Genomic DNA, 17,246 nt, shown 5'->3' with positions numbered 1-17,246 from the left:
CTCGACGATGCGCTCGATTCTCGCGTCGTCACTACATGGCTTGCATGCTAAACCTGTGCGAAGGCCATGTATTCGTTGAATTAAACTATCCCCACCTTATCGGTATTTCAGGGTATGAACGGCATCACGATGTGGCGAGAATGACATCCCGACCACATCTCAGGATACGTGCACCAAATGTGCCAGATTGAGGGTGGGAAACTTCAGGGCAAACAATGGCGAAGCAAGGGCAGAGCGATTCCGGCAGTGAAACTACGGGCCCTGAAACGAGGGGTCTCGGAGGCAAGGGCCTCGAAGGACTGACCACTGCCGCCAATCAAGCCGCGACATCGGGTCCAGCCGGACGCAAGGGCCTGCCGCCGGTTCATCTGTGGAATCCGCCGTTCTGCGGCGATCTCGACATGCGAATCGCGCCCGACGGCACCTGGTTCTACATGGGAACGCCGATCGGCCGCCCCGCGTTGGTGCGGCTGTTCTCCACGATCCTGAAGCGCGAGGACGGCAAGCACTTTCTCGTGACACCGGTGGAGAAGGTCGGCATCCGCGTCGATGACGCGCCGTTCCTTGCCGTGGAAATGCAGACGGAGCAAGACGCGCGCGGCCGTTTGCTCCGGTTCCGCACCAATGTCGACGACTGGGTCGATTGCGAGAAGGGCCACGGCCTCAGATTCGAGGCCGCCGCGGACGGCGGATTGACGCCCTATCTGCACGTCCGCGCCGACCTGTGGGCCAAGGTCACCCGCGCGCTCTACTACGATCTGGTTGACATGGGCGAGGAGCGGATGGTCGATGGTCAGGAGATGTTCGGCATCGAGTCCGGCGGCGAATTTTTCGCGATGGCCGATGCCAGCCAGGTGAGGGGCGCACTTTGAACGAGCCGTTGCTGAAGGTGAAGCCGGCGACGATCAGCTCGACGGAATTCTTCGCGCGAGCCCGCACGCGGCTCAATTTCGAAGTGCCGCCGGGCCTGGTCGATCCGCATATCATTCCGCGCACCGGAGATTCCGGCAACGATCGCATGCTGGAGATCGTCGCCCAGGAGCAGCCGGTGCGGCCGGCCGCGGTGCTGATCCCGGTGGTCGATCATCCCGAGCCGACCGTGCTGCTGACGCAGCGCTCGCCCAACCTGTCGAGCCATGCCGGCCAGATCTCGTTTCCCGGCGGCAAGATCGACGCCACCGACGCCTCGCCGCTCGATGCGGCGCTGCGCGAAGCCTGTGAAGAAGTCGGGCTGAAGCGGGAATTCATCGATCCCGTCGGTTATCTCGACCTCTATGGTACCGCATTCGGCTTCCGCATCCTGCCGACGGTCGCCAAGGTGAAGCCGGGATTTGCGCTGGAGATCAACGAAGCCGAGGTCGTCGATGCGTTCGAGGTGCCGCTCGCCTTTCTGATGAACCCGGAGAATCATCAGATCCACACCAAGGAATTCCGCGGCATGGACCGGTCCTACTATGCGATGCCGTTCGCCGAGCGCTACATCTGGGGCGCGACCGCGGGCATCCTGCGGGTGCTATATGAGCGGATCTATCTGTCATGATCCGCACGGTGTTGACCGAGATCGGAATCTTTCTGATCCCGTTCGCGGTCTATGCCATCTTCCTCATCGCGACGCGGTCCGGCGTGACGCTGCCGGCATCCTGGCCGCTCGACATGATCGCGAAGCTGACGCTGGCGGCGCTGGTGATGGTCATCGTGAGCTTCGTGCTGCTTGCCGAATTGACCGGCGCGCCGCCGAACTCGACCTACGTTCCCGCCCATATCGAGAACGGCAGGCTGGTGCCGGGAGCTGAGAAATGAGCGAGGTGCGCCTGTTGTCCGACGCGCCATGGCTCGCTTCGGGGCCGGCGGCGCGCGTGCTCGGCCTGCTCAATGCTGACGGCGAGGAGGCGCGGGTGATCGGTGGCGCCGTGCGCAACGCCTTGATGCGGCTTCCGCTCGCCGACATCGACATCGCCACCACGGCATTGCCGGAGGAGGTGATCCGCCGCGCCAAGCGGGCGGGCATCAAGAGCGTGCCGACCGGCATCGAGCACGGCACCGTGACCCTGGTGGTCGACGGCCAGCCCTTCGAGGTGACGACGCTGCGCGAGGACACCGAGACCTATGGCCGCAAGGCCAAGGTAGCGTTCGGGCGCGACTGGGTACGCGACGCCGAGCGGCGCGACTTCACCATCAACGGCCTGTCGGTCGACACCTCGGGGGTCGTGCATGATCACGTCGGCGGCCTCGCCGACATCGAGGCGCGGCGCGTGCGCTTCATCGGCGATGCCGCGCAGCGGATAGCCGAGGATTATCTACGCATCCTGCGCCTCTTCCGTTTCCACGCCGCCTATGGTGTCGGCGAGGTCGACCGCGCCGGCTATCTCGCGTGCATCAGCGGACGCGCCGGACTTGCCGGCCTGTCGGCCGAGCGCATCCGCATGGAGATGCTCAAGCTCGTGGTCGCGAACGGCGCCGCCGGCGCGGTGGTGGCGATGGGCGACGGAGGATTGCTGCTGCCGCTGTTCGGCGGCGTCGCCTATACCGGGCCGTTCGCGGCGATGATCGAGATCGAGCAGTTGATGGCGCTCAAGCCGAGCGCGACGCGCAGGCTGGCCGCGCTGACGGTTGCCGTGACCGAGGACGCGCGGCGCATCGCGAGCCGGCTGCGGCTCTCCAACGCCGAAGCCAAGGCGCTCGATTCGATGGGCCATCGCTGGTGGCGCCTGCCGGGCATGGACGAGGCACGCGCCAAGCGCAGGCTCTACCGGCTCGACGAGGAGCCTTATCGTGACCGGCTGCTGCTCGCCTGGGCGCGAACCGGCGCGAACCGCGACGTCGAGCAGTGGCGCGCGCTCGCCACGTTGCCGCAACGCTGGCGCGCCCCTCACTTTCCGTTGAGGGCGTCGGATTTCATCGCGCGCGGGATCGCCGAGGGACCGGCGCTCGGGCATGTACTGACCTTGGCCGAGGATGCCTGGCTAGCCGCGGATTTTCCGCTCGATCCGCAGGTGTTGTCTGGCATCGCCGACCAGACCGTCTCCCGTTTCACCCGCGATCATCGGCTGTGAGTTTCCGCTGAATGCCGGCACCTCGATGCCGCCGCTCATCGGCGGCACGGTGACGATTGGCTGAACGACGATTGAACGTCGGGTGGAGACGATGCCGCCAGCATCCGCCAGGCAGCATCGCGCCAACGGAAATCAAGCCGCCTTGCGCTTCTTCTTGCGGTCGCCGTCCTCGTCCTCGTCGTCCTCTTCTTCCTCGTCGTCGTCCTCGTCCTCGTCGTCTTCCTCTTCATCGTCTTCCGGATCGATCTCGGTCGATTCGAGTGCGACGAGCGGCAGGGTTTCGCGGAACAGATCGCCGTCCGTCCCCATCCACAGGCACTCCACCTTGTCCTCGTCGACGTCGACCACCGTGATCGGATGGCCGCCGGATTTCAGCATGACGACGTCGCCTGGTTTCAGTTCCATGATTTTCCCTCCGCGCTGGATGACGCGGACGGCAAGCTAGCGACCGGTGATGACAGTCAAATCACGATCGGCGCCTGGCGCGGTGGATTTGCTGTGAAAACCGCTGCTGCATTATTGCCGCGCGGCCGGAACCAGTTCGGTCAGCGAGCGGATGATGCGATCGGGCTTGATCGTCGAACCCTCCGGCAGGCCGACGCCGTGCACGTCCATCCAGATCGCGTAGATGCCAAGCCGCTGCGGCGCCACGACTTCCCATTCCAGATTGTCGCCGATCATCCAGGTGTCCGATGCGGTGACGCCGAGCGCCTGCATTGCGTGCAGATAGGCGCGCTCCTCGGGCTTGCCGAAACCGTGCTCGCCCTCGATCTGGATATGATCGAAGCGATGGCCGAGCGCGAAGCGCTCGACCTTGGCGCGCTGCATGTCGGCGGCGCCGTTGGTGACCAGCGCGAGCTTGATGCCGAGCGCCTTGAACGCATCGATCGCCTCATGCGCGCCGGGGAAGACGAACATCTCCTCCTCGCGATAGGCGGTGAAGCGATCGGCGATGCGGTCTGCGAGATCGTCCGGCAGCGCACGGTGGCCGGCCGCCGCCAGCTGAGCGAAGCCGCCCTTCACGGTCAGCCGGCGCGCCTCGCCGAGCCTGATCCGCCAGATCGGCTCGGCGGTCGACCAGAATTGCCGCGCGTAGGCCAGCAGCGCGGTCGCGACCATCTCCGGGGGCAGGGGAGCGAGCTCCGCGGCGAATTCGGCGGTGATCGTGTTCCAGGCGATCTCGGGGCGTCCATAGGCCGACAGGATGGTGTCATCCATGTCGATCAGCATCGCGCGTGGCAGGTTCATTACGGCCATTTCACCTCCGGCGGCAGCGACGACAGGATCGAATCGACATTGCCGCCGGTCTTCAGGCCGAAGATGGTGCCGCGATCGTAGAGCAGGTTGAACTCGACATAGCGCCCGCGGCGGACCAGCTGCTCGTCGCGATCCTCCGCGCTCCAGTCGCTCGCGAAATTGCGCCGCACCAGCTCAGGATAGATCTTCAGGAAGCTGCGCCCGACGTCCTGGGTGAAGGCGAGATCGGCCTCCCAGTCGCCGCTGTCGTGCCAGTCATAGAAGATGCCGCCGACACCGCGGGCTTCCTTGCGATGCGGCAGATAGAAATAGTCGTCGCACCATTTCTTGTACTTGTCGTAGTCGGCGACGCCGTTCGGCCCGCTGCAGGCTTCTTTCATTGCGGCATGGAAGGCGACCGTATCGGGGTCTTCCTGGGAACGCCGCCGGTTCAGCACTGGCGTCAGGTCGGCGCCGCCGCCGAACCAGGCCTTGGTGGTGACGACGAAGCGGGTATTCATGTGCACGGCAGGCACGTTCGGATTGCGCAGATGCGCGATCAGCGAAATGCCCGAGGCCCAAAAGCGTGGATCGTCGGCGGCGCCGGGAATCTGCGCGCGGAATTCGGGGGCGAACTCGCCATGCACGGTCGAGCAGTGTACGCCGACCTTCTCGAACAGCCGGCCCTTCATGATCGACATCACGCCGCCGCCGCCGGGCTTGCCGGTGTGATCGGTGCGGTCCCAGGGGGTGCGCACGAACCGGCCGGCATTGCCGGGATAGAGAGTTGCGGAGGCATCGTCCTCGAGCTTCTCGAAGGCCGCGCAGATGTCGTTGCGCAGCGCCTCGAACCAGCCGCGCGCACGCGCCTTGCGGTCTTCGATGATGGCGGGGTCTGTCGGCAGCATGGCTAACCCTGTGGGCCGAAATAGGTGCAGCTCTCGTTGCAGCTGTCGCGATGGACGCTGACGCGGGTCAGCTTGCCCGCGTGCTGCAACCGCTCCCAGATGAAGCGCGAAAGATTCTCCAGCGTCGGCACGCCGATCGCCTCGATCTTGTTGAGGAACTTGTGGTCGAGCGTCTTCTGCACCTCAGCCATCGCGCGTTCGAGCAGGCCGAGATCGATCACCATTCCGGTTTTCGGATCGGGCGTGCCGCGCACCGTGACTTCAGCGCGGAAGGAGTGACCGTGAATCTCCTCGCTGGCGGTGCCAAAGGTCGTTCCGGACAGCGCATGCGCAGCCTCGAACCGAAACGCTTTCGTCAATTCCCACATCTCGTTCAACAATCCAGTTCTGCTCAGGTAGGGTTCATCTAATGCCGAGCGTCTTGTGCGTCTGCACGCTGAGCCGCCATTGCGGGTGCTTCAGGCAGTATGCGATCGCAAGCTCGGTGTTCGCGATCAGGTCGGGGCCGTCCATCGGCTGCAGCGAGAAGCGCTCGAAGGCGAGCCCCGCAAAATCCTCCGGCGCGTTCTCCGGTTGTGGATAGACCAGCTTGAGCTCGTGCCCCTTGCGCACCACGAGCTCGGACGCGGCCTTGGGGCTGACGCAGATCCAGTCGAGCCCGTCGGGCGTGGCGATGGTTCCGTTGGTCTCGATCGCGATCGCAAAGCCGTGGCCGTGCAGCGCCGCGATCAGGGCCGTATCGACCTGGAGCAGCGGCTCGCCGCCGGTTAGCACCACGTAGCGATCGGCCTCGCCCCCGGTCCATTGCGCGGCAATGGTGCCGGCCAGCTTGTCGGCGGTCGCATAGCGGCCGCCGAGCGTGCCATCGGTGCCGACGAAATCGGTGTCGCAGAACCGGCAGACCGCGCCAGCGCGGTCCTGCTCGCGACCGCTCCAGAGGTTGCATCCGGCGAACCGGCAGAACACGGAGGCCCGGCCCGCATGGGCGCCTTCGCCCTGCAGGGTGAGAAAGATCTCCTTGACCGCGTAGCTCACCAAAAATCCCTCAAGTTGCAGAACCGGCAAGTCCTGAGCCGGCAAATCCTGTCTGCCGCAGCGCCTCACCGACCGCCATGGCCGCGGTGACCGCCACATTGAGCGAGCGCAAACTCGGCCTGATCGGAATCACCAGCCGCGCGTCCGCGGCGGCCACCACCGCGTCGGTCACCCCTGCCGTTTCGCGCCCGAACAGCAGGACATCGGAGGCCGTATACGCGAAATCAAGATAGGATTTCGCCGCCTTGGTCGTGAACAGGACCAGCCGGCATCCGGCCTCGGCCCGCCATTCCTCGAATTTCGACCATGAGTCGTGACGCTTCAACCGCACATGGTCGAGATAGTCCATACCCGCCCTGCGGAAATTCCGGTCCGAAGTGTCGAATCCCGCCGGTTCGATGATATGGGCTGACACGTCAAGGCAGGCGCACAGGCGCAGAATCGTCCCTGTATTCTGGGGGATGTCGGGCTGGAACAGCGCGATCTGCATGGTGCGGACGACCCGTGAAATCCGGATGAAATTGTCTCAATAAAACATCGCTCGGCGCGGATTTCGTGCATTGCACGTGTGCGAGCCGATAGCGGGCTTGCGCTCGTCCGGCAAGGGTGCCAATAGAACGATTCTGGACTGCTGTTCCGCCATTTGGGGTGGGGAATAGTGGTTTTCTGCCGCCGCGGGGGCCGCGGGCGCCGGCAGCCTTTCTTGGGGCGCTTCCCAGCGTCTCCGGGGCGGTTCCACCGGCTGCAGAAAAGAAAGGGCTAGGAATCGTGACGACAGCGTCTTCGGCGGACCATCCGACACGCCGTGATTTTCTCTTTGTTGCAACCGGAGCTGCCGCCGTGGTCGGCGCAGCCGCCACCGTCTGGCCGCTGGTTGCCCAGATGAACCCGGATGCCGCGACGATCGCGGCCGGCGCGCCGATCCAGGTCGACCTGGCGCCAATCGCCGAAGGCCAGGACATCAAGGTGTTCTGGCGCGGCAAGCCGATCTACATCAGCCACCGCACCAAGAAGCAGATCCAGGAGGCCCAGAGCGTGGCGCTCTCGAGCCTGCCCGATCCGCAGCCCGACTCGGCCCGCGTCAAGGCAGGCCACGACCAGTGGCTGGTCGTGATCGGCATCTGCACCCATCTTGGCTGTATCCCGATCGCCCATGAGGGCAACTACGACGGCTTCTTCTGCCCCTGCCACGGCTCCCAGTACGACTCCTCCGGTCGTATCCGCCAGGGGCCGGCGCCCGCCAACCTGGCGGTGCCGCCCTACGCCTTCCTTACCGACACCAAAATCCAGATCGGCTAAGTCCCGGACATCACGGGATTTCGGCTTCCCCTTGGACCCATCGCGTCGTTTTTCTTCTTCAGGATCGCATCAATGAGCGGACCATCTGATTTTCAACCGAGCAACCCCGCCTTGAAGTGGATCGAACGGCGCCTTCCGATCTTCGGCCTGATCCACTCCTCGTTCGTGGCCTACCCGACGCCGCGCAACCTGAACTACTGGTGGACCTTCGGCGCCATCCTTTCGATGATGCTGGCGCTGCAGATCCTGACCGGCGTGATCCTGGCGATGCACTACACGCCGCACGCCGATCTCGCCTTCAAGTCGGTCGAACTGATCGTCCGCGACGTCAATTACGGCTGGCTGCTGCGCAACATGCATGCCTGCGGCGCGTCGATGTTCTTCTTCGCCGTCTACATCCACATGTTCCGCGGTCTCTATTACGGGTCGTACAAGGAGCCGCGCGAGGTGCTGTGGATCCTCGGCGTCATCATCTACCTCCTGATGATGGCGACCGGCTTCATGGGCTACGTGCTGCCGTGGGGCCAGATGAGCTTCTGGGGCGCTACCGTCATCACCAATCTGTTCTCGGCCGTGCCGTATTTCGGCGAGAGCATCGTGACCCTGCTGTGGGGCGGCTATTCGGTCGGCAACCCGACCTTGAACCGCTTCTTCTCGCTGCACTATCTGCTGCCGTTCGTGATCGCCGGCGTGGTCGTGCTGCACGTCTGGGCGCTGCACGTCGCGGGTCAGAACAACCCGGCCGGCGTCGAGGCCAAGACCGAGAAGGACACCGTGCCGTTCACGCCGTATGCGACGATCAAGGACGCCTTCGGTGTGTCGTGCTTCCTGATCTTCTTCGCCTGGTTCATCTTCTACATGCCGAACTACCTCGGCGACGCCGACAACTACATCCCGGCGAACCCGGGCGTGACCCCGGCGCACATCGTGCCTGAATGGTACTACCTGCCGTTCTACGCGATCCTGCGCTCGATCCCGAACAAGCTCGCCGGCGTCGTGGCGATGTTCTCGGCGATCATCATCCTGTGCTTCCTGCCCTGGCTCGACAGCGCGCGGACCCGGTCGTCGAAGTATCGTCCGCTGGCCAAGCAGTTCTTCTGGATTTTCGTGGTGGTCTGTATCCTGCTCGGCTATCTCGGCTCGCAGCCGCCGGAAGGCATCTATGTGATCGCCGGCCGGATACTGACGGTGTGCTACTTCGCCTACTTCCTGATCGTGCTGCCGCTGCTCGCCCGCATCGAGACGCCGCGCCCGGTGCCGAACTCGATCGCTGACGACGTGCTGGCGAAGAGCAAGGGCCGTCCGCAGCCGATGGTCTCGACCATGATTGCAATCATGGTTGCAGGCGGGCTCGTGTTCGCCGGCAGCATCCAGAGCGCCAAGGCGGAGGAGGGCGGCGATGCGCCGCCGGCCCAGAAGTGGTCGTTTTCCGGCCCTTTCGGCAAGTATGACCGCGGCTCGCTGCAGCGCGGCCTGAAGGTCTACAAGGAAGTCTGCTCGGCCTGCCACAGCCTGAACTACGTCGCGTTCCGCAATCTCGCCGATCCCGGTGGTCCCGGCTATTCGGAGGCGCAGGCAGCCGCGTTCGCGTCCGAGTACAAGATCAAGGACGGTCCGAACGACCAGGGTGAGATGTTCGAGCGTCCGGGCCGCACCGCGGATTATTTCCCGGCACCGTTCCCGAACGAGCAGGCCGCAGCCGCGGCCAACGGCGGCAAGGCGCCCCCGGACCTGTCGCTGATGGCGAAGGCGCGCTCCTACAAGCGCGGCTTCCCGCAGTTCGTGTTCGACTTCTTCACCCAATACCAGGAGCAGGGCCCGGACTATGTCGACGCCATCCTGCAGGGCTTTGAGGACAAGCCGCCGGCGGGCGTGACCGTTCCGGAGGGGACCTACTACAACAAGTACTTCCCCGGCCACGCCATCAAGATGCCGAAGCCGCTGTCCGACGGCCAGGTGACCTTCGACGACGGCTCGCCCGCGACCGTCAAGCAGTACGCGCATGACGTCACCACCTTCCTGATGTGGGCCGCCGAGCCGCACATGGAAGCGCGCAAGCGGATCGGCATGCAGGTGTTCTTCTTCCTGGTGGTGTTCGCCATCCTGATGTACTTCACCAAGCGCAAGGTCTGGGCCGACGCTCACTGAGCTCGATCGTCGCGAGTTGGAAAAAGCCCCTTCGGGGGCTTTTTTGTTGTCGTCATTGCGAGCGCTACGAAGCAATCCACCCGTCCTTGTGCGGAGATATGGATTGCTTCGCTGCGCTCGCAATGACGGCTAATTGATTGCGTCCGCCACCGAGTACGGACAAAATGCCGGCCAATCAGCCGGCAAACATTGCGGAGGAACTCATGGGTACCACCATCAACTTCAAGCGTCCGGACGGCAAGGAAGCGTCGGGCTATCTCGCCAATGCCGCGCGCGGCAACGCACCCGGGGTCGTCGTGATCCAGGAATGGTGGGGGCTGCAGGACCAGATCAAGGGCATGTGCGACCGCTTCGCGCGGGCCGGTTTCGATGCGCTGGCGCCCGATCTCTACAAGGGCAAGGTGGTGCCGTATCACGACACCGACGCGGCCGGCAAAGAGATGAACTCGCTCGACTTCATGGACGCCACCACGCAGACCGTGCGCGGCGCCGCGCAATATCTCGCCAAGAACGGCGCCAAGGTCGGCCTGACCGGTTTCTGCCTCGGTGGCGCGGTGACCATCATCGGCGCCACCAAGATCCCGGAGCTGACGGCCGGCGTGGTGTTCTACGGCATTCCGCCGGAGCAGGCGGCCAAGCCCGCGGACGTCCGGATTCCGCTGCAGGGCCATTTTGCCACCAAGGATGACTGGTGCACGCCGGAACTGGTCGATGGTTTTGAAAAAGCGATGAAGGCCGCCGGCAAATCGCTGGAGCTGTACCGCTACGACGCCGAGCACGGCTTCGGCAACGAGCAGCGCCTCTCGGTGCACGACCGGCAGTGTGCGGAGCTCGCCTGGGACCGCGCGACGGAGTTCTTCAGGAAGCATCTGGGTTAGGCGGCGCTCGCGGTCACCATTCTGGTCCCTGCGAAAGCAGGGACCCATACGCCACGGCTGCGGCCATGGCACGCTGGCAGTCATCTCGCCAAACAACCGCACCCTGTGGTTATGGAGGCCCGCTTTCGCTGAGACGACCGAGAGCTCATAGCGACTGCCCCTATTCCCACGGTGGCGTGCCGCGAAATGCTTCGGCCAGAAAATCGATCATTACGCGAACCTTGGCGCTGAGGTGGCGGCGGCTGGGATAGACTGCCAGTACATCGGTTTCGGCCATGTGGTAGCCGGTCAACAGTGGCACCAGCCGTTTCCGGCGCAAATCCTGTCCGATCAGGAATGTCGGCTGTCGGACAATGCCAAGGCCGGCCAAGGCTGCTGCGCGGGCGGTGTCACCGTTGTTGGTGCGCATGATCTGACGCACCGCGACGGAATGCTCCTTGCCCGCATTGTCCAGCAGTCGCCAATCGTCAACTGAATCCGAATAGACATAGGCAATGCAGGCATGTTCCTTGAGATCCTCGGGTCTCGTCGGCGCGCCGTGTCGTGCGAGATAGTCGGGAGATGCGCAAATCAGGTGGCGCGCGGTCGCGAGCTTGCGGCTGACAAGCGCCGGTGACCCGCCACGCGAGATGCGGATTGCCAGATCGTAGCCCTCTTCGACGAGATCGACGACCCGATCGACCAGACTGACGTCCAATTCGATGTCCGGATAGCGCGCGCAGAAGCGCGGCCAGAGCGGTGCCAGATGAAGAATGCCGAAACTCAATGGCGCGTTGACCCGCAGCCGTCCGCGCGGCTGCATCGCGGCGGTAGAGGCGATTGCTTCGGCTTCGGCCACGTCCTCGAGGATGGCGAGCGCCCGTTCGTGCAGCATCCTTCCGGTCTCGGTCAGCGACAGCCGCCGCGATGTGCGGTTGAGCAAACGGGCGCCGAGCGACCCCTCCAGTTCGTTGACGTATCGGGTGACATTCGCGGGGGAGGTGTCGAGCTTGTCCGCGGCGCGGGTGAAGCTGCCTTGGCCGACAACAGCCGCGAAAACCTCGAAAGCCCGCAATCGGTCCATGTCTCACCTCGCACCATTCATAAAAGCTGAACAATATAGCCAGTTTTCGTGCCTTCTTTCAATTTCGCGACGGGTTTACCTAAGAATCACCCGGCCGCGATTGACGCGGCCCCGAAAAGGAGAAAGGGACATGGCCCAACAGCAAACAGGACGTCTTCAGAACAAGGTCGCGATCATCACCGGCGCGAGCTCCGGCATCGGCCGGGCCACGGCCAAGCTGTTCGCGGCCGAAGGCGCCAAGGTCGTCGTCGGCGCGCGGCGGGAATCCGAACTTGCGAGCCTCGTGGACGAGATCAAGGCGACCGGCGGCACAGCGGTGGCGCTGGCCGGGGATGTGCGCAACGAAGCCTACGCCCAGGCCCTCGTAGCGCTCGCCGTCAAGACATTTGGCAGGCTCGACATCGCCTTCAACAATGCCGGCACGCTGGGCGAAGGCGGCCCCTCGACTGGCGTTTCCGAGGCCGGCTGGAACGATGCCATCGCCATCAATCTCACCGGCTCGTTCCTCGGGGCGAAGCATCAGATCGCCGAGATGGTCAAGCATGGCGGCGGCTCGGTGATCTTCACCTCCACCTTCGTCGGCCACAGCTCGTCATTTCCCGGCGTCGCCGCCTATGCCGCGAGCAAGTCGGGCCTGATCGGACTGACGCAGACGCTGGCTGCCGAGTTTGGCCCGCAGAATGTTCGGGTCAACGCGATCCTGCCGGGCGCGGTCGATACCGACATGTATCGCGAGATGAACGACACCCCAGACAAGGCGGCCTTCGTCACCAATCTTCATGCGTTGAAGCGGGTCGGCCGATCAGAAGAAGTCGCGCGATCGGTCCTCTATTTGGCATCCGACGACTCGAGCTTCGTCACCGGCACCGCATCCCTGATCGACGGTGGCCTTTCCATCACCCGCACCTGAGCAGGACTCGACCACGCAGGGCAATGAGGAGGCTGACATGGGACTTCTGGTCGAAGGCCAATGGCGCGACGCCTGGTACGACACCGCCGCAACGCGCGGTCGCTTCGTACGCAAGGACGCAGCGTTCCGCAACTGGATCACGGCCGATGGCAGCGCCGGCCCAAGCGGTCGCGGCGGCTTCGAGGCGGAAGCCGGCCGCTACCATCTCTACGTCAGCCTCGCCTGCCCTTGGGCGCATCGCACGCTGATCATGCGCGCGCTCAAGGGGGTCGAGGACATGATCTCCGTCTCGGTGGTGCATTGGCTGATGCTTGAGAACGGCTGGACCTTCGCGGACGGCCCGGGCGTCATCCCGGATAGTGTCTTCCGTGCACGGTTCCTGCATCAGATCTACAGTGGAGCCGATCCACACTATACCGGTCGCGTCACTGTTCCGGTGCTCTGGGACAAGCATGCGCGCACGATCGTCAGTAACGAATCGTCCGAGATCATCCGTATGCTGAACTCGGCCTTCGATGCGATCGGTGCGAAGTCCGGCGACTATTATCCGGAAGGGCTGCGTGCGGAGATCGATGGGGTCAACGCCCGTATCTATGACACGCTGAACAACGGAGTCTACAAGGCCGGCTTCGCGACGACGCAGCAAGCTTACGAGGAGGCCGTCGTCCCGCTGTTCGACACGCTCGATTGGCTAGAGCAGCGGCTTGCCGACCGCAGGTTTTTGCTAGGCGACAGCCTCACCGAAGCCGATATCCGCCTGTTCACGACACTGATCCGCTTCGACGCGGTCTATGTCGGGCATTTCAAGTGCAACATCCGCCGCATCGCCGACTATCCCAACCTGTCGGGCTATGCGCGCGACATCTATCAATGGCCCGGCATTGCCTCGACCGTGAATTTCGAGCATATCCGGCGGCATTATTACCAGAGCCACCGCTCGATCAATCCTACCGGAATCGTCCCCGTCGGCCCTCTGCTTGATTTCATGGCACCGCACGGACGCGAGAGCCTGGTTAGGCGCGGCACACCGGCTTCGCCGGTTGGCGCGCATCCCGGTCTACCGCCTGATTGTCCGGATCGCACGTCGGCGGCGCTCGAGTAGTTCTCTCCGATCAGAAGGCCGTCCCGGAGTGCGCTGCGCTTCATCCGGGCTGCGCTTCAACTCTCCGCCCTGACCCCGTCCCACCACGGGCAGGTGCCCGACATCAGCTTGAAATTGCCTTCGATCACCTGCACGGGTGCGCGCTTGCCCTCGGCCGCGGCGCGCATCCGCATCTCGCGCGCGACCGCCCGATCCTGCGGCGACAGCCAGACCCGCTCGTGGCCCCACAGGCTCGGGCCGTCGTACATTTCGAACGGCGTCCAGTTCGCAGGGTCGATCTCGCGGCCGCCCCAGCCGCACTCGACCATGAAGGCCGACGGCGATTTTGCGTAGAACGACGTCATCAGGTCGTTGGTGTGACGGCCGAGCGTGACGTTGACCCGGTCTTCCTTCATCGCGATGTCGTAGGCCTGACCGACATCGTCCAGCGAGAACAGCTCCACCATCAGATGGTGCATGCCGTTCGTGCCGGTCTCGATCAGCGCGAGTGAGTGGTGGCGGGCATTGACGTGGAAGAAATAGGCGCGGAACGGCTTTTCGATGAAGTCGCTGAGGCCGAAGCCCAGCACGTCGACATAGAAGCTCATCACGGGTGCGATGTTCTCGACGGTCAGCACTGCGTGGCCGAGCCCGAGCGCGCCGGTGCGAAAGCCGGAGATCGAGCGCCCCGGCCGGAACGGCGTGTCGTCGATCTCGGGGCCGTGGAACGCCTCCAGGCGGTTGCCGGCCGGGTCCTGGAACGAGATCAGTTCGCGGACCCGCCGCGCGTCGGCGAGCCCCTGCGGCTCGGTGGTGACAGGCATGCCGGCCTGCTCGAGCCGTACCGCCAGCGCGTCCAGCGCTGCGGCATCCGCCACCTCCCAGCCGAAGAACCTTGTGCCTTCGCCCTGGGCGCGGTCGATCACGATGCGCTGCTTGCGGTCGTCCATCCGGAAGGCGAGCAGCGAGTTGCCGCGCTCGACCGCCTGCAGTCCGACCAGGCCGGTGCCGAACTGCCGCCACTCGTCGAGCGCGTCGGAGCCGAAGCCGGCATATCCGAGACCCAAAATCGCCATCTGCGCCTCCGCCATCTGTCTGTTTTTTGGGCGGCCGATCGGCCGCCATTTCGACAAATCCTACGCGGATTCCAGTGCCTTCAAACCCCGAAAGTGGCGTCCCACCTCGGGGCAGGGGTGTCGGGCCGTCCCTTGACACGGCGCGCGGCGGGTGGTGTGTAACGGCCATGAGCACCGTTGCCAGTCCATCCCGTCGTTGGTGGCCCACCTTCTCATAGGTGGCCGGTGCGTTTCATTTCCCAAAAACGTCGAAGGTCGCCATCGCAGTGCGACGGTCTCCTTCGTTTGTCCTGTGTGGCGCTCTCTTCCCAAGTCTCGTAAGAGGATCACATGAACAGGACAGTCTTCTCCCTGCCGGCCAAAAGCGAATACCTCACCAATGGCGGCCTTGCGGTCGCGCGCGTGGTCGAGCAGTTCACCGGCGGCGCCAATCGTCTCGACGATCTGATCGCGCTGCTGGACCGCCGCCGCGGCGTGGTGCTGTCCTCGGGCACGACGGTGCCGGGCCGCTACGAGAGCTTTGACCTCGGCTTTGCCGATCCGCCGCTGGTGCTGGAGACCTCAGGCACCGATTTCTCGTTGCAGGCGCTGAACCCGCGCGGCGAGGTCCTGATCGCTTTCCTCGGCGACGTGTTGCGCGAGCCCTGCGTCGTGATCTCGGAGCGGAGCGCCACGCGGCTCGCCGGCCACATCATCCGCGGTGCGGCGCCGGTCGAGGAAGACCAGCGCACCCGCCGCGCCAGCGTGATGTCGCTGGTGCGCGACATGGTGGCGGCGTTCACCTCCAATGCCGATCCGCTGCTCGGCCTGTTCGGCGCCTTCGCCTACGACCTCGTGTTCCAGATCGAGGACCTGGTGCAGAAGCGCGCCCGCGAGGCCGACCAGCGCGACATCGTGCTCTACGTGCCGGACCGGCTGCTGGCCTATGACCGCGCCACCGGCCGCGGCGTGGCGCTGAGCTACGAATTTTCCTGGAAGGGCAAATCCACCGCGGGCCAGTCGCACGAGACCGCGCCGAGCGTCTACGCCAAGACGGGGCGGCAAGGTTTTGCCGATCACGCCCCGGGTGAATACCAAGCGACCGTCGAAGTCGCCCGCGCGGCGTTCGCCCGCGGCGATCTGTTCGAGGCGGTGCCCGGGCAGCTGTTTGCCGAGCCCTGCGAGCGTTCGCCGGCGGAAGTGTTCCAGCGGCTCTGCCGCATCAATCCGTCGCCCTATGGCGCGTTGATGAATCTCGGTGACGGCGAATTCCTGGTCTCGGCCTCGCCCGAAATGTTCGTGCGCTCCGACGGCCGCCGCGTCGAAACCTGCCCGATCTCGGGCACCATCGCGCGCGGCTCTGACTCGATCGGCGATGCCGAGCAGATCCGCAAGCTGCTGAACTCGGAGAAGGACGAGTTCGAGCTCAACATGTGCACCGACGTCGATCGCAACGACAAGGCGCGTGTTTGCGTGCCCGGCACCATCAAGGTGCTGGCGCGGCGGCAGATCGAGACCTACTCGAAGCTGTTCCACACCGTCGATCACGTCGAGGGCATGCTGCGGCCAGGCTTCGATTCGCTCGACGCCTTCCTGACCCATGCCTGGGCGGTGACCGTGACCGGCGCGCCGAAATTATGGGCGATGCAGTTCGTCGAGGATCACGAGCGCTCGCCGCGGCGCTGGTACGCCGGCGCGATCGGCTGCGTCAATTTCGACGGCAGCATCAACACCGGCCTCACCATCCGCACCATCCGCATGAAGGATGCCCTCGCCGAGGTGCGCGTCGGTGCAACCTGTCTGTTCGACTCGGATCCGGCGGCCGAGGACCGCGAGTGCCAGGTCAAGGCGGCAGCGCTGTTCCAGGCGCTGCGCGGCGATCCGCCGAAGCCGCTGTCGGATTTCGCGCCCGACGCCACCGGCTCCGGCAAGAACGTGCTGCTGATCGATCACGACGACAGTTTCGTGCACATGCTGGCCGACTACTTCCGCCAGGTCGGCGCCAACGTCACCGTGGTCCGGCATATCCATGCCCAGGACATGCTGAAGCAGCGCGGTTGGGACTTGCTGGTGCTGTCGCCCGGTCCGGGCCGTCCGGAGGATTTCGGCATCGCGAAGACCATCGACACCGCGCTGGAGAAGAAGCTGCCGATCTTCGGCGTCTGTCTCGGCGTGCAGGCGATCGGCGAATATTTCGGCGGGCAGCTCGGTCAGCTCGGCCAGCCCGCGCATGGCCGCCCCTCGCGCGTCCTGGTCCGCGGCGGGCGCTTGATGCACAATCTGCCCAATGAGATCGTGATCGGTCGCTACCACTCGCTCTATGTCGAGCGCGACAGCGTGCCCGAGGTGCTGGCGGTGACCGCGACCACCGAAGACGGCGTCGCGATGGTGATCGAGCACAAGACCCTGCCGGTCGGCGGCGTGCAATTCCACCCGGAATCGCTGATGTCGCTCGGCAACGAGGTCGGCCTGCGCATTGTCGAGAATGCATTCCGGCTTGATCCGGGGACGAATTGATTTGGACCGTCATTGCGAGCGCAGCGAAGCAATCCATTTCTCCTCCGCGGAGAGGTGGATTGC

18 protein-coding genes are annotated in these 17,246 nt (G+C 64.6%); 10 read left to right on the top strand and 8 right to left on the bottom strand.

From position 1 onward, the window contains the following. Positions 1 to 215: 215 nt before the first annotated feature. The 4 genes from ACVISU_RS11090 to ACVISU_RS11075 are packed head-to-tail and all read left to right on the top strand — an operon-like array spanning position 216 to position 3,053. Positions 216 to 872 carry a DUF1285 domain-containing protein gene (locus tag ACVISU_RS11090; RefSeq protein WP_244522230.1) on the top strand — a complete coding sequence of 219 codons (657 nt, stop codon included), beginning with the start codon at positions 216 to 218 and terminating at the stop codon, positions 870 to 872. Between the two features lie 32 nt (positions 873 to 904). Continuing rightward, complete coding sequence (locus ACVISU_RS11085; RefSeq protein ID WP_394329917.1) at positions 905 to 1,540, top strand: CoA pyrophosphatase; 636 nt, start codon at positions 905 to 907, stop codon at positions 1,538 to 1,540. Beyond that, the gene (locus ACVISU_RS11080) at positions 1,537 to 1,800 is read left to right on the top strand and encodes a DUF6111 family protein (protein ID WP_050403977.1); all 264 of its coding nucleotides are present in this window, start codon (positions 1,537 to 1,539) and stop codon (positions 1,798 to 1,800) included. Before ACVISU_RS11085 ends, ACVISU_RS11080 begins: the two co-directional genes overlap by 4 nt. Next, positions 1,797 to 3,053, top strand: a complete 1,257-nt coding sequence (locus tag ACVISU_RS11075; RefSeq protein ID WP_050403976.1) for a CCA tRNA nucleotidyltransferase — start codon at positions 1,797 to 1,799, stop codon at positions 3,051 to 3,053. Before ACVISU_RS11080 ends, ACVISU_RS11075 begins: the two co-directional genes overlap by 4 nt. A 132-nt stretch (positions 3,054 to 3,185) precedes the next feature. On the opposite strand, the gene ACVISU_RS11070 is transcribed toward ACVISU_RS11075, so the two are convergent. From ACVISU_RS11070 to ACVISU_RS11045, 6 genes are all read right to left on the bottom strand, one after another. Next, the gene (locus ACVISU_RS11070; RefSeq protein ID WP_050403975.1) at positions 3,186 to 3,458 is read right to left on the bottom strand and encodes a YodC family protein; all 273 of its coding nucleotides are present in this window, start codon (positions 3,456 to 3,458) and stop codon (positions 3,186 to 3,188) included. Positions 3,459 to 3,569: 111 nt separating this feature from the next. Continuing rightward, complete coding sequence (locus tag ACVISU_RS11065; protein WP_050403974.1) at positions 3,570 to 4,310, bottom strand: HAD family hydrolase; 741 nt, start codon at positions 4,308 to 4,310, stop codon at positions 3,570 to 3,572. Continuing rightward, positions 4,301 to 5,197 (bottom strand): oxygen-dependent coproporphyrinogen oxidase, encoded by an 897-nt coding sequence (gene hemF, locus ACVISU_RS11060; RefSeq protein ID WP_456706970.1) that lies wholly within the window; start codon positions 5,195 to 5,197, stop codon positions 4,301 to 4,303. The genes ACVISU_RS11065 and hemF overlap by 10 nt, the downstream gene beginning before the upstream one ends. Positions 5,198 to 5,199: 2 nt before the next feature. After that, on the bottom strand, positions 5,200 to 5,565 hold the full coding sequence (locus tag ACVISU_RS11055) for a 6-pyruvoyl trahydropterin synthase family protein (protein ID WP_050404001.1): 366 nt from the start codon (positions 5,563 to 5,565) through the stop codon (positions 5,200 to 5,202). Between the two features lie 34 nt (positions 5,566 to 5,599). Then, positions 5,600 to 6,232: a 7-carboxy-7-deazaguanine synthase gene (gene queE / locus ACVISU_RS11050; RefSeq protein WP_456706969.1), complete on the bottom strand. Its 633-nt coding sequence runs from the start codon at positions 6,230 to 6,232 to the stop codon at positions 5,600 to 5,602. Positions 6,233 to 6,242: 10 nt separating this feature from the next. Beyond that, positions 6,243 to 6,722, bottom strand: coding sequence for a tRNA (cytidine(34)-2'-O)-methyltransferase (locus ACVISU_RS11045; RefSeq protein ID WP_050403973.1), 480 nt, complete (start codon positions 6,720 to 6,722; stop codon positions 6,243 to 6,245). A gap of 278 nt (positions 6,723 to 7,000) precedes the next feature. Here ACVISU_RS11045 and petA point away from each other — a divergent pair, with 278 nt between their 5' ends. The 3 genes from petA (at position 7,001) to ACVISU_RS11030 (ending at position 10,557) form a co-directional block, all read left to right on the top strand. Next, positions 7,001 to 7,531, top strand: coding sequence for a ubiquinol-cytochrome c reductase iron-sulfur subunit (petA, locus tag ACVISU_RS11040; RefSeq protein ID WP_050403972.1), 531 nt, complete (start codon positions 7,001 to 7,003; stop codon positions 7,529 to 7,531). Between the two features lie 72 nt (positions 7,532 to 7,603). Further along, positions 7,604 to 9,679 (top strand): cytochrome c1, encoded by a 2,076-nt coding sequence (locus ACVISU_RS11035; RefSeq protein WP_050403971.1) that lies wholly within the window; start codon positions 7,604 to 7,606, stop codon positions 9,677 to 9,679. 203 nt (positions 9,680 to 9,882) lie between these two features. Continuing rightward, positions 9,883 to 10,557 carry a dienelactone hydrolase family protein gene (locus tag ACVISU_RS11030; RefSeq protein WP_050403970.1) on the top strand — a complete coding sequence of 225 codons (675 nt, stop codon included), beginning with the start codon at positions 9,883 to 9,885 and terminating at the stop codon, positions 10,555 to 10,557. Between the two features lie 160 nt (positions 10,558 to 10,717). Here ACVISU_RS11030 and ACVISU_RS11025 read toward each other — a convergent pair whose 3' ends face one another. Further along, positions 10,718 to 11,620 (bottom strand): LysR family transcriptional regulator, encoded by a 903-nt coding sequence (locus ACVISU_RS11025; protein ID WP_456706968.1) that lies wholly within the window; start codon positions 11,618 to 11,620, stop codon positions 10,718 to 10,720. 130 nt (positions 11,621 to 11,750) lie between these two features. Between ACVISU_RS11025 and ACVISU_RS11020 the strand changes: the two genes are divergently transcribed. Both ACVISU_RS11020 and ACVISU_RS11015 read left to right on the top strand, forming a co-directional pair. Further along, positions 11,751 to 12,530, top strand: coding sequence for an SDR family oxidoreductase (locus tag ACVISU_RS11020; RefSeq protein ID WP_456706967.1), 780 nt, complete (start codon positions 11,751 to 11,753; stop codon positions 12,528 to 12,530). A gap of 37 nt (positions 12,531 to 12,567) precedes the next feature. Next, positions 12,568 to 13,632: a glutathione S-transferase family protein gene (locus ACVISU_RS11015; protein ID WP_456706966.1), complete on the top strand. Its 1,065-nt coding sequence runs from the start codon at positions 12,568 to 12,570 to the stop codon at positions 13,630 to 13,632. A 56-nt stretch (positions 13,633 to 13,688) separates the two neighbouring features. On the opposite strand, the gene ACVISU_RS11010 is transcribed toward ACVISU_RS11015, so the two are convergent. Continuing rightward, a complete protein-coding gene (locus ACVISU_RS11010; protein WP_456706965.1) occupies positions 13,689 to 14,687 on the bottom strand; it encodes a VOC family protein in 999 nt (332 codons plus the stop codon). A gap of 330 nt (positions 14,688 to 15,017) precedes the next feature. Here ACVISU_RS11010 and ACVISU_RS11005 point away from each other — a divergent pair, with 330 nt between their 5' ends. After that, positions 15,018 to 17,183 carry an anthranilate synthase component I gene (locus tag ACVISU_RS11005; protein ID WP_456706964.1) on the top strand — a complete coding sequence of 722 codons (2,166 nt, stop codon included), beginning with the start codon at positions 15,018 to 15,020 and terminating at the stop codon, positions 17,181 to 17,183. Positions 17,184 to 17,246: the final 63 nt, after the last annotated feature.

It is taken from the genome of Bradyrhizobium sp. USDA 4452 (genome assembly GCF_054063575.1).
The sequence above is the reverse complement of the archived record's forward strand: the minus strand, read 5'-3'. Positions and strand labels throughout refer to the sequence as shown.